Below are 12,112 nucleotides of genomic sequence, written 5' to 3'. Positions count from 1 at the left end.
AAAGTCAGGGCTTTATCTACGGAGCAGTATTAAATACTAGGCGCAAAGGCAAGCTCACTGACTTCGATGTGATAAATGAGAGCTAATCATTTATCAACGAGAGATACAAGGCGTGAAGCTTGCTCACGCGAGCATCAGCGTTTTGGTTTTTTTAATTTTTTACTAATAAAAACACATAAAGATCTATTGCACAAAGAGAAGCGAAAGAGGAGCAAATGACAAAACACATTTCAGGACAAGACAGGTATTAAAACAAAAAAGCCGCGCTATTTTACATAGCGCGGCTTTTTAATGAGGCTAAGGGTTACTCAGCGCTCATTGTTTTAGTCATGTCTGAACTAGCACGACCTGCAGGTTTAATTGACCCTGCGCGTAAGCCACTATCAGGAACTAACTCACGTTTATCGTGTGCCATGGCAACTGATGTATGCTTTACGTCGCTATCAGCAACTGGTGTCGGTTGAGCCATAGGTGCGCTTGCAGCCCCTTTGCTAATAACCGTTTTTGCATTGGCATCTTTTTGCTCAGCTACTTCAGTCTCTGCTTTAACAGGCTCAGGTTTCGCTGGTTGCTCAGCTACTTCAGGCTCTGCTTTAACAGGTTCTGGTGTTGCTGGTTGCTCAGCTACTTCAGGCTCTGGTATTGCTGGTTGTTCAGCTACTTCAGGCTCTGCTTTAACAGGCTCTGGTGTTGCTGGTTGTTCAGCTACTTCAGGCTCTGCTTTAATAGGCTCTGGTGTTGCTGGTTGCTCAGCTACTTCAGGCTCTGATTTAACAGGCTCAGATGTTGTTATTGGTTGCTCAGTAACAACAACTGGCTCTTCAGCTGTTTCAGGATCAACAGTTTGTACTGCATCGTCATTGGCTGTTGGTTGCTCTGCTTTAGGAGCAGCTTCAACTTTAGCTAGGTCTTCTACAGCTAACGCTTGCTCAACATTTTCTGATGCATCGTTTGAGGTTGGCTGTTCAGCTTTTGCTTTTAGCTCTGCCTCATACTCAGCGGCAGCTTGATCTGCTACTGGCACAAATGCAGGAGCTTCATCTGCTTTTTCTTCTGTAGCTTCACCTTGTTCAGGACGACGGCGACGCTGGCCCGAAGCGCGAAGGTGACGAGGAGAACGGCGTGAACGCGTACGTGTTTGCCCTTGCTCATCTTCAGAGTTTGCTTCGTCAGTTGACGCTGCAGCTACTGGCTTTTCTTCTTGCTCAGGTTGTGCCTTAGGCGCTTGCTCTTTCACTGGTGCAGGTTTTGTTTGCTCTGACTTTTGCTCATTTGCAGTTTGCTTTGCTGCTGGCGCTTGCTCTTTAGGGTGCTCTACTTTAGCTGTTTCAGTGCTTTGCTGCGGTTGCTCAGTCGTATCAGATGCTTTTACTTGCTCAGTATTTTCATCTTGGATACGTACTTTTTTGCGAACATTACGACGTTGACGGCGAACTTTTGGCTTCTGCTCTTTAGGCTCAGTGCTTTGCTTAGCCTCAGTTTCATTCGCTTTTGCGTCTGTTTTTACTTGCTCTTTGTCGGCGGTACGATTGTCGTTATTACGGTTATCGTTACGCTTACGCGAGTTAGGATTACGACGGCGCTTATTGCGGTTCTCGTTTTTCTCTTGGCTTTCGTTCGCGGTAGATTCAGTTTTCACTTCTTCTTCAGCAGGACGTTCACCACGAGGTTTAGAGCGAGAGTTATTACGACGACGCTGGTTGTTATTGCGGCGACGGTTGTCACTGTTACCACGGCGATTGTTATTACGTGTTTGCTGTTGTTTTTCTTGCTCAGCTTTTTCTTTTGCTTGCTTTTCTTCTTCGCTTTCACCAGCAAATAACGACTTAAACCAATTACCAATAGCAGCCAATAGGCCACCTTCAACCTTAGGTACAGCAACAGGCGCTGCTGGTTTGTCTACTTTAGCTTGTGGCGCTGGCGTTGAAGGCATAACAACACCTTTAAGCATCGGCTCTTCACGAACAGGCGCAGCTGCTGGTTTAGCCATTTCGAACGATTCTGGCTCAGGTGCAACAACTTGCTCGTAACTTACTGTTTCTAGTGTTTCGTCTTTACGTAAACGCATCACTTCGTAGTGCGGTGTTTCCATGTGTTGATTAGGAATAATAACCACATCACATTTATGATGTTTTTCAATACGATGAACGCTTCTGCGCTGCTCGTTTAATAAATAAGCGGCAACTGCTACAGGCACTTGTGCATTTACTTGTGCTGTGTTGTCTTTAATTGCTTCTTCTTCAATTAAACGCAAAATAGACAAGGCGATAGACTCGTTAGAACGAATAGTACCTTGGCCACTACAACGCGGACATGGGCCTTGGCTTGCTTCACCTAGTGAAGGGCGCAAACGCTGGCGCGACATTTCAAGTAAACCAAAGCGCGAAATTTTACCAATTTGTACACGCGCACGATCTGGACGAGCGGCATCTTTTAAGCGGTTTTCTACTTCACGCTGATGGCGTGGCGGTGTCATATCGATAAAGTCGATAACAATTAAGCCACCTAAGTCGCGAAGGCGTAATTGACGGGCAATTTCATCTGCCGCTTCTAAGTTAGTATTCAGTGCTGTTTCTTCGATATCTCCGCCTTTTGTTGCTTTAGACGAGTTGATATCAATAGAGGTAAGCGCTTCTGTTGGGTCAATTACAATTGAACCACCTGAAGGTAAGCGTACTTCACGTTGGAACGCAGACTCAATTTGGCTTTCAATTTGGTAATGCGTAAATAGTGGTGTGTCGCCTTGATAAAGCTTTACGCGGCTCATAAAGTCAGGGCGAAAACGCTCAATGTGCGCTTTAGCTTCTTCAAATACACGTGGTTTATCAATTAATATTTCACCAATATCACGACGTAAATAATCGCGAATAGCGCGGAAAATTACATTGCTTTCTTGGTGAATCAAAAACGGTGCTTTAGCACTGTCGGCTGCTTGTTGAATTGCATCCCAATGTACTAAAAGTGCTTTTAAATCGTAGTTTAATTCTTCAAACGATTTGCCAACACCTGCTGTACGTACAATTAAGCCCATACCTTTAGGAAGTTCTAATCGGCTAAGTGCTTCTTTAAGGTCTGTACGCTCATCGCCTTCAATACGACGAGAAATACCGCCTGCACGAGGGTTGTTTGGCATTAGCACTAAGTAGCTACCCGCTACGCTGATAAAGGTAGTAAGTGCTGCGCCTTTTTGGCCGCGCTCTTCTTTATCAACTTGTACAATTACTTCTTGGCCTTCTTTAATCACGTCGCGAATATTTGGGCGACCATGAAAAGTATAACCTTGTGGGAAGTAAGTACGAGCAATTTCTTTTAAAGGAAGGAAACCATGACGATCGGCGCCGTAATCTACGAAAGCCGCTTCTAAAGAGGGTTCAATGCGTGTGATTTTGCCTTTATAAATATTGGCTTTTTTCTGTTCGTGACCTGGGCTTTCTATATCTAAATCATATAGGCGCTGGCCGTCAACCAGTGCTACGCGCATTTCTTCTTGCTGCGTTGCATTGATTAGCATACGTTTCATATTGTTACTCTACTTATTTTTTGTCGCTGACATGACGAAACGTGTTCGCCTGTTCAGTTGTTCCTTTTTTTAGAATGTGCAGCCTCACGACTGGGTCTGTAACGGAACGCTCTGTAATGTGTATGCAGTATTTTTTAAATGCTGGCTAACAATAACGTACGCTTACGTTATTAAATTCTTTATGGTGCTAAAACTGTCGGCTCTTATGCTCTTTACAAGTTTTACCCAGAAGTTGGCCTGTCATATCAATCTTTTTAGTACGTTTATGTTAGGCGCGTAGGGCTCGTTAAGTAACTTAAATACGATGAGTATTTTCTAAGTACTTGCGAGCAAAGTTCGCTGCCGAATGTTAATAAACGCTTATTTGCTAGATTTTTAGTTCTAAATAAGCTGCTATACGGTACTACGTGTGAGCAAATGCTGAACAACGTTTTTACGTCGTCACTATCAAACAAATTATTTGTTCATTGCTTTTATTTTTACATTAAATGTAAATTCATGTTCAAACTTAACCAGTAATATATTACGCGCATTACTGTTAGTTGATCGCACGTGTTAACTGAGTAGGCATAAAAGCTTTGGAAAACTTAACTCGGATCTGTATGATCGGCTACCCAGAATGTGCATCACGAATGTTTTAATGTGTTAAAAAGCACCGTTGTTATTTGCAAATACTAAATATTTGCGCTGCTGATTATCCCACTATTATAACCGTGTTAGCAACTAAATTATTTTACTTAAATCAGTGATTAGGCAATGTCAGAAAAAACCGGCTTACAAGTAACTTTTGTCACAATCAACGAAGACCATTTAGGTCAGCGTATTGATAACTTTCTTATTACCCATTTAAAAGGGGTGCCTAAAAGCGCTGTTTATAAAATTTTACGCAAAGGCGAGGTACGCGTTAATAAAAAGCGTATTAAGCCCGTTTACAAATTACAGCTTGATGATGTAGTGCGTATTCCGCCAATTAAAGTAGCAGAGCGCGAAGAGTTTGTGCCTAAAAAGCTCGATAAAGTGAAGCAATTAGAAGACGCAATACTCTTTGAAGATAAATACCTTATTGTAATTAATAAGCCCTCGGGTATGGCTGTACATGGCGGCAGTGGCTTAAGCTACGGTTTAATAGAAGCACTACGCGTATTACGCCCAGATGAGCGCAGTTTAGAGCTAGTACACAGGCTTGATAGAGACACATCGGGGTGTTTATTAATTTCAAAGCGTCGCTCGGTACTTACCGCATTGCATGAGCAGCTGCGTGAAAAAACAATGGAAAAAAATTACTGGGCGTTGGTAACAGGGCAGTGGGATTCGTCGGTTAAAAATGTGACCGAAGGGCTGCGTAAAAACACCCTCAAGTCGGGCGAGCGAGTAGTGCGTGTAGACAATAACGAAGGTAAACCTTCACATACTCGCTTTAGAGTACTTGAGCGTTTTAACGAGTGTTCGTTAGTGCAAGCCTCACCTGTGACTGGACGTACTCACCAAATTCGTGTTCATACACAGTGTAAAGGCCACCCTATTGCATGCGATGATAAATACGGCGACCAAGGATTTGATGTATCAATGCGCAAAATAGGCTTAAACCGCTTATTTTTACACGCCCACGATTTAAGCTTTTATCACCCTAAAAACGAAACTACCATGCGCGTAGAGGCGCCGCTTGATAACGCACTTAAAAGTTGTATTTTAAAATTAAGAGATGCTAAAGCGTAATGACCACCGCTGTATTAAAAAAATATAAACTGGTTATTTTTGATTGGGATGGCACTGTAATGGACTCAATTAGCAAAATTGTTAATTGTATTCGTCACAGTGCGCTGGCGCTTAATATTGAGCCGCCGAGCGACACTGCAATTAAAAATATTATTGGTATGTCGCTTGAACTTGCTATTGAGGTGCTATTTCCTGACGATGTAGCGCAGCATCCCGCATTAGTTAACGGCTATAAACAGCAATACCGTGTTGATACGACTGCCACCCCTGTATTTGATAATGTAGAAAATGTACTAAGTGCGTTAAAAGCACAAGGGGTTATCTTAGCGATTGCCACCGGTAAAGGGCGTGCTGGTTTAATGCGTTTATTAGAGCAAACTCAGTTAGAGTATTACTTTAGTGCCACGCGCACAAGTGATGAAGCACGCTCTAAACCTTCGCCCGATATGCTTGAACAACTATTAGCTGAATTTGCAATAAATGCCGACGAAGCACTCATGATTGGGGATACAAAAATAGATATGGCCATGGCACAGGCAGCCAACATAGATAGAATTGGCGTTACCATGGGCGTGCACAGTGCAGCGCAGTTAAGTGAGTTTAGCCCCGTTGCAACCGTTGATAATTACCAGCAGCTGCAACGCATACTACTTGGCTAAGGTTGAGCGGCGAGTATGTCGAGATTAAACTCAGCCAATAGCTGGCTGAGTTTAATAAGAGGCAAGCCTATTAAGCTATTAGGATCGTCTCCGTTTAATTTTTCAAATAAGCATATCCCTAATCCTTCACTTTTAAAGCTCCCAGCACAGTTATAAGGCTGCTCTGCATCGCAGTAGGCTTCTATTTGCTCTTTGGTGAGTGTTCTAAATACTACTTCAAAAGGCTCAATTAACGTTTTTGCTTTATCGCTAGCAATATCGTAAACACACAGGCCTGTTAAAAACGTGACAGTTTGGCCGCTAAACAAAGAAAGCTGCTTTATGGCGTTTTCTTTATTATGGGGTTTACCAAGTATTTTCCCATCAAATACGGCCACTTGGTCGGAGCCGATTGCAAGGCCTTTAACAAAATGATCGCAAGCTGCACGCGCTTTGCGCTCGCTTAGGCGCTTAACAAGTTGCTCTGGGGTTTCGTTTGGTATGGCTGTTTCGTCAATATCAGGCGAAAAAGTACTAAATGGCAGATTAAATTTTTGCAATAAAGACTGCCTAAATGGCGAGCTTGACGCTAATATAAGCAGGTGCTTCATAAATTATTATCCTAATTAAAATTAGTTTGAGTTAGGATAAATCAGATCCGTAATGAAAACACGTGAAAAACCATGTAAAAATGCTTTTTTGCTTTGACTAACCAATTAACTATCTATATGATGCAGCCCCTATGCAAAAGGTAAAAATTCCCATCACTCTTCATCCTGGGAAAGCAGCGCAACACCGTTTAACTTACGATGGTATTGTACCGCTTGAAAAACTTGCTCGTTTACGAGGTGTTGTACAGGAAGAAGTAGGTGAAATAGCGGTAAAAATTCAGTGCAAAACCGATGAGCAAGGTTTAGTTGTGATTAGTGGCAATTTGTCTACACACGTAACTGTAACTTGTCAGCGTTGTAATGATGATTTAGGGTTGGATTTGGATCAAGACTTTATGTATTCGCCTGTTGGTTTGGATGCTGAGTCAGATGATCTTCCTGAAGTCTACGATGAAGTAGCGCTTGATGAAAACGGTGAAATTAACGTGTTTGAGTTAATCGAAGACGAACTAATTTTAGCAGTGCCATTAGTGCCTACACACAACGAAGCTTCGTGCAATTACTCATCAAAGCCTGCTAGCTTTGGTGTACTAAAGGCGGAAGATGATAAACCAAATCCATTTGATATTTTGAAACAACTTAAGAAAGATTCTTAGGAGAAGACTAATGGCTGTACAAAAAAGCAAAAAGTCTCGTGCAAGACGCGGCATGCGCCGTTCACACGATGCGATCAACGGTCCAACTTTAACAGTTGACCAAACTTCAGGTGAGACTCATCGTCGTCACCATGTAACTGCTGACGGTTACTACAAAGGCGTTCAAGTAATTTCTAACTAAGAGATTGCTTTATGCTGACTAATCTAACCATAGCGTTAGATATGATGGGGGGCGATTATGGCCCCCGTTCATCTATCCCCGCTGCCGTTTGCGCAGTAAATGCTCATGCCAATTTAACACTCATTTTATGTGGCAACGAGCAAGTAATTACTAATCAATTAGAATCCCTCGATTCACTTTCACACCCACGTTTAATTATTCGCCATTGCAGCGAAGTTGTCACTAATGCCTGCGAACCCGCTTTAGCTGTGCGTTCTAAAAAAGACTCCTCTATGCGTGTCGCCCTTGATTTAGTTAAATCGGGTGAAGCACAAGCCTGTGTAAGCTCGGGTAACACCGGCGCTTTATTTTTTATGGCTCATTACGTATTAAAAATGCTGCCTGGCGTTAAACGCCCCGCATTAATATCGGCCGTTCCTACAGAGCGAAAAAATCCAGTTTATCTGCTTGATTTAGGCGCTAATGTGCATTGTGATTCAGAAATACTTTATCAATTTGGCATTATGGGCTCGGTAGTAGCAGGCCAAGCTCTTGGCTGCGATAACCCTAAAGTGAGTTTACTTAATATTGGCTCTGAAGACATAAAAGGCCATGAAGGCATAAAGCAAGCAGCGCAGCTTATGCAGCAAAGCCCTTATATTAATTACACGGGTTACAGTGAAGGCAGTGATATTTTTTCGGGTAAAGCCGATGTCATTGTGTGTGAAGGGTTTGTCGGAAACGTCGCATTAAAAACCTGCGAAGGCATTGCTAAACTGATCATGAAAAAGTTTACAAGCGCCCTAGAAAAGCACTTAATTTACAAATGCATGGCGTTTATTTTAAGTCCTATTATAAAAAAACTCTATAATCGGGTGAACCCCGACCAGTATAACGGCGCTTCTCTGGTAGGATTGCGCGGTATTGTCGTTAAAAGCCATGGAAATGCATCAGCAAAAGCATTTCAAGCAGCAATCGATGAAGCGGTAAAAGAGGTTGAACGTCAACTTCCAGATAAAATAGCCGCTATTTTCGAAAAAACACATTCTAAAAACTCGGCGGCCGAATAACGTTTAGGTGCCGTAGTTACACTAAATTTTTGTTTAATTAAAAAGAGCAAAGTATGGCACAAAAAATTGCACTTCTATTTCCTGGTCAGGGCTCACAAAGCGTTGGCATGTTAAGCGAGCTACTAGAGAGCTCTGACATTGTAAAAGCAACCTTTAGCGAAGCGTCAAGCGCACTTGGCTACGATTTAGCAGCGCTTGTACTAAATGGCCCAGAAGAAGAACTTAATCAAACTCACCGCACTCAACCTGCTTTATTAACAGCAAGCGTGGCAATTTACCGCCACTGGTTAGCTGCAAACCCAGATGTGGATGTGGTCATGGCTGGTCACAGCTTAGGTGAATACTCTGCATTGGTATGTAGTGACGTTATTAGCCTAGGTGAAGCGGTAAAACTTGTTGAAAACCGTGGCTTATACATGCAAGAAGCAGTGCCTGCGGGCGTAGGCTCTATGGCTGCCATTATTGGTTTAGGCGATGAGCAAATAAAAACAGCATGTGAAGAGTCTGCACAAGGCGAGGTTGTTTCACCGGTAAATTATAACTCACCAGGGCAAGTGGTTATTGCAGGGCATAAAGCTGCTGTTGATAGAGCTTCACAAGCGTGTAAAGATGCCGGCGCAAAACGTGCCTTACCACTGAGTGTAAGCGTGCCTTCACATTGTGAACTAATGAAACCAGCGGCTGAAAAACTTGCCAACGATTTAGCCGCTTTAACATTTAATACACCTAAGTGTGATGTAATTAATAACGTTGATGTAAAAGCACAAAGCTCGGCTGATGCAATTAAAGATGCATTGGTACGTCAACTATACAGCCCAGTTCGTTGGACAGAAACAGTACAGGCTTTAGTTGCTCAAGGCATTACGCAAAGCTACGAATTTGGCCCAGGTAAAGTATTAACTGGACTTGCAAAACGAATTGATAAAGCAATGGTATGTGGCTCAGTAAATGACGCTGCTGCTATCGACGCTGCAAAATAAGAGAATATAAAATGACTAATTTATTTTCATTAGAGGGCAAAGTTGTCCTAATTACTGGCGCAAGCCGTGGTATTGGTAAAGCAATTGCAAACACTTTAGTAGCGCAAGGCGCAAAAGTAGCAGGTACTGCTACGAGTGAGTCAGGCGCGGCTAAAATTAGCGATTACTTAGGTGATAACGGTAAGGGGTATGCTTTAAACGTAACCGATCCTGCATCGATTGAGGCAACATTAGCGGCAATAAAAGCCGACTTAGGCGATGTTGACGTACTTGTAAATAACGCAGGTATTACCCGTGATAATTTATTAATGCGTATGAAAGACGGTGAGTGGGACGATATTATCGACACGAACTTAAGCTCTATTTTCCGTTTATCTAAAGCGGTATTACGCCCAATGATGAAGAAAAAGAACGGCCGTATTATTAATATTGGCTCAGTTGTGGGCACTATGGGTAATGCAGGTCAAGCTAACTACGCGGCAGCTAAAGCGGGTGTTATTGGCTTTTCTAAATCGCTTGCACGCGAAGTTGCATCACGCGGCATTACAGTAAATGTAGTAGCCCCTGGTTTTATTCAAACTGATATGACCGATGAGCTAACAGAAGATCAAAAAGCGGCCACCCTTGCTAATGTACCAGCAGGTCGATTAGGTCAGCCTGATGAAATAGCAGCGGCTGTGTGTTATTTAGCATCTGACGCGGCTGCGTATGTATCTGGCGAGACTTTGCATGTAAATGGCGCGATGTACATGGTTTAACGGCCATTGTTATAAGCAAATGCTAAAAATAACTTAAGTAAGTGACCTCAAAAACATTGAAATTTTTATGATCTTGCTTTAAACATACTTGAAATCGCTGTGAAAATAAGCGATAAAAGACAAAACAAACACTCAGAGGTTTGACCAGACAATTATTTATGGTCAAATCATTGAATCAGAGAATTATGCGGCGTAAACTACGCCGCAATCTGAAAATAACGCATTGGCGTTTTTAATAAAGGAAAGAAGAATGAGCGATATCCAAGAACGCGTAAAAAAAATTATCATCGAACAGCTAGGTGTTAAAGAAGAAGAAGTTAAAAACGAAGCTTCTTTCGTAGACGACCTAGGTGCAGATTCTCTTGATACTGTTGAACTAGTTATGGCTCTTGAAGAAGAGTTTGATACTGAGATCCCAGATGAAGAAGCTGAAAAGATCACTACAGTACAATCTGCAATCGATTACGTATCAGCTCACGCTGAGTAATTAATCGCATATTAAAGGCAGCATTCGCTGCCTTTAATCTATATATCCAAACCACCTCAAAGTTCATGATTCAAATTCACCCGCTTTTACTCTCTACTGCATTCATTTGTAATAGCACATCTTTAGTTGAATTTGAGACTCGCACTTTGAGGTCGCTTGGGTATGAATTCCCTTTGTAATGCCAATAGATTTAAACTTAGTGAGTTAAACGGCTTACTAAAGTAATACTATTTTAATCAATTGGTTTAAATATCCCTTATTGGAGGCAAACCGTGGCTAAACGTCGAGTCGTCGTAACTGGCTTAGGAATGTTGACGCCGCTAGGTAATGATGTGCAATCTACCTGGCAAGGCTTATTAGATGGTAAAAGTGGTATACAAAATATAACCCACTTTGATACATCAAAATTTGGTACTAAATTCGCTGGACTCATAAATGACTTTGATGCAACTGCATACATGTCAGCGAAAGATACTAAAAAAATGGACTTATTTATTCAGTACGGCATTGCAGCGGGTGTTCAAGCCTTTCAAGACTCAGGCCTTGAAGTTACTGAACAAAACGCAACACGTATTGGTGTTGCTGTAGGCTCAGGCATTGGTGGATTAACCCTAATTGAAGAAAACCATATAAAGCTACTTAACAGTGGCCCACGTAAGCTTTCTCCATTTTATGTGCCATCAACCATTATTAATATGATCTCGGGCCATTTATCAATGATGCATGGTTTACGCGGTCCTAATATTTCTATTGTGACGGCATGTACTACAGGCCTGCATAATATTGGCCATGCAGCGCGTATGATTGCTTACGGCGATGCCGATGCGATGGTTGCCGGTGGCGCAGAAAAAGCCTGTACACCTATTGGTATGGGTGGCTTTAATGCTGCACGTGCGCTTTCTACCCGTAACGACGACCCACAAGCTGCGTCGCGTCCGTGGGACAAAGACCGCGATGGTTTTGTACTATCTGATGGCGCAGGTGTTGTTGTAGTAGAAGAGTATGAACACGCTAAAGCCCGTGGCGCTAAAATTTATGCTGAGCTTGTTGGCTTTGGTATGAGCGGTGATGCGTATCACATGACCTCGCCACCGGAAGACGGTGCAGGTGCGGCACTCGCTATGCAAAATGCATTAAACGATGCACAAGTAAATGCAGACCAAGTTGGTTACATTAACGCACACGGTACATCTACTAATGCAGGCGACAAAGCCGAAACGCAAGCTGTTAAAAATATTTTTGGCAGTGCAGCGCAAGATGTAATGGTAGGCTCGTCTAAATCGATGATGGGACACCTATTAGGCGCAGCGGGTTCTGTAGAGTCTATTATTTCTATTTTATCGCTGGCCGATCAAAAAGTATCGCCCACCATTAACCTAGATAACCCAGATGAAGGCTGTGACTTAGATTATATAGCTCACACTGCACGTGATGCAAAACTTGACTTTGCATTGTGTAACTCATTTGGTTTTGGTGGGACTAATGGCTCGTTGCTATTTAAAAAGGTATAATCCTT

11 protein-coding genes are annotated in these 12,112 nt (G+C 42.5%); 9 read left to right on the top strand and 2 right to left on the bottom strand.

Annotated elements, in window-relative coordinates; all coding sequences use genetic code 11:
• Positions 1 to 304: 304 nt before the first annotated feature.
• Positions 305 to 3,520 carry a ribonuclease E gene (gene rne / locus OIZ54_RS03100; protein WP_264389680.1) on the bottom strand — a complete coding sequence of 1,072 codons (3,216 nt, stop codon included), beginning with the start codon at positions 3,518 to 3,520 and terminating at the stop codon, positions 305 to 307.
• Positions 3,521 to 4,276: 756 nt separating this feature from the next.
• On the opposite strand from rne, the gene rluC reads away from it, so the two are divergent.
• Positions 4,277 to 5,236, top strand: a complete 960-nt coding sequence (gene rluC, locus OIZ54_RS03095) for a 23S rRNA pseudouridine(955/2504/2580) synthase RluC (protein WP_004587682.1) — start codon at positions 4,277 to 4,279, stop codon at positions 5,234 to 5,236.
• Positions 5,236 to 5,895 (top strand): HAD-IA family hydrolase, encoded by a 660-nt coding sequence (locus OIZ54_RS03090; protein WP_264389679.1) that lies wholly within the window; start codon positions 5,236 to 5,238, stop codon positions 5,893 to 5,895. Before rluC ends, OIZ54_RS03090 begins: the two co-directional genes overlap by 1 nt.
• Here OIZ54_RS03090 and OIZ54_RS03085 read toward each other — a convergent pair.
• A complete protein-coding gene (locus OIZ54_RS03085; RefSeq protein WP_264389678.1) occupies positions 5,892 to 6,485 on the bottom strand; it encodes a Maf family protein in 594 nt (197 codons plus the stop codon). The two genes, OIZ54_RS03090 and OIZ54_RS03085, sit on opposite strands and share 4 nt — an antisense overlap.
• 131 nt (positions 6,486 to 6,616) lie before the next feature.
• Here OIZ54_RS03085 and yceD point away from each other — a divergent pair, with 131 nt between their 5' ends.
• From yceD to fabF, 7 genes are all read left to right on the top strand, one after another.
• On the top strand, positions 6,617 to 7,141 hold the full coding sequence (gene yceD / locus OIZ54_RS03080; RefSeq protein WP_004587685.1) for a 23S rRNA accumulation protein YceD: 525 nt from the start codon (positions 6,617 to 6,619) through the stop codon (positions 7,139 to 7,141).
• A 10-nt stretch (positions 7,142 to 7,151) separates the two neighbouring features.
• Positions 7,152 to 7,322, top strand: coding sequence for a 50S ribosomal protein L32 (gene rpmF / locus OIZ54_RS03075; RefSeq protein ID WP_004587686.1), 171 nt, complete (start codon positions 7,152 to 7,154; stop codon positions 7,320 to 7,322).
• Between the two features lie 11 nt (positions 7,323 to 7,333).
• Entirely contained in the window at positions 7,334 to 8,371 is a 1,038-nt protein-coding gene (gene plsX / locus OIZ54_RS03070) for a phosphate acyltransferase PlsX (RefSeq protein WP_004587687.1), read from the top strand.
• 53 nt (positions 8,372 to 8,424) lie between these two features.
• On the top strand, positions 8,425 to 9,351 hold the full coding sequence (fabD, locus tag OIZ54_RS03065; protein ID WP_004587688.1) for an ACP S-malonyltransferase: 927 nt from the start codon (positions 8,425 to 8,427) through the stop codon (positions 9,349 to 9,351).
• A gap of 11 nt (positions 9,352 to 9,362) precedes the next feature.
• Positions 9,363 to 10,109, top strand: coding sequence for a 3-oxoacyl-ACP reductase FabG (gene fabG / locus OIZ54_RS03060; RefSeq protein ID WP_004587689.1), 747 nt, complete (start codon positions 9,363 to 9,365; stop codon positions 10,107 to 10,109).
• Positions 10,110 to 10,359: 250 nt separating this feature from the next.
• On the top strand, positions 10,360 to 10,596 hold the full coding sequence (acpP, locus tag OIZ54_RS03055) for an acyl carrier protein (RefSeq protein ID WP_004587690.1): 237 nt from the start codon (positions 10,360 to 10,362) through the stop codon (positions 10,594 to 10,596).
• Between the two features lie 272 nt (positions 10,597 to 10,868).
• Positions 10,869 to 12,107: a beta-ketoacyl-ACP synthase II gene (gene fabF, locus OIZ54_RS03050; protein ID WP_264389677.1), complete on the top strand. Its 1,239-nt coding sequence runs from the start codon at positions 10,869 to 10,871 to the stop codon at positions 12,105 to 12,107.
• Positions 12,108 to 12,112 lie beyond the last annotated feature (5 nt).

This window comes from Pseudoalteromonas sp. A3 (assembly GCF_025942345.1).
GTDB lineage: Bacteria > Pseudomonadota > Gammaproteobacteria > Enterobacterales > Alteromonadaceae > Pseudoalteromonas > Pseudoalteromonas atlantica.
The sequence above is the reverse complement of the archived record's forward strand: the minus strand, read 5'-3'. Positions and strand labels throughout refer to the sequence as shown.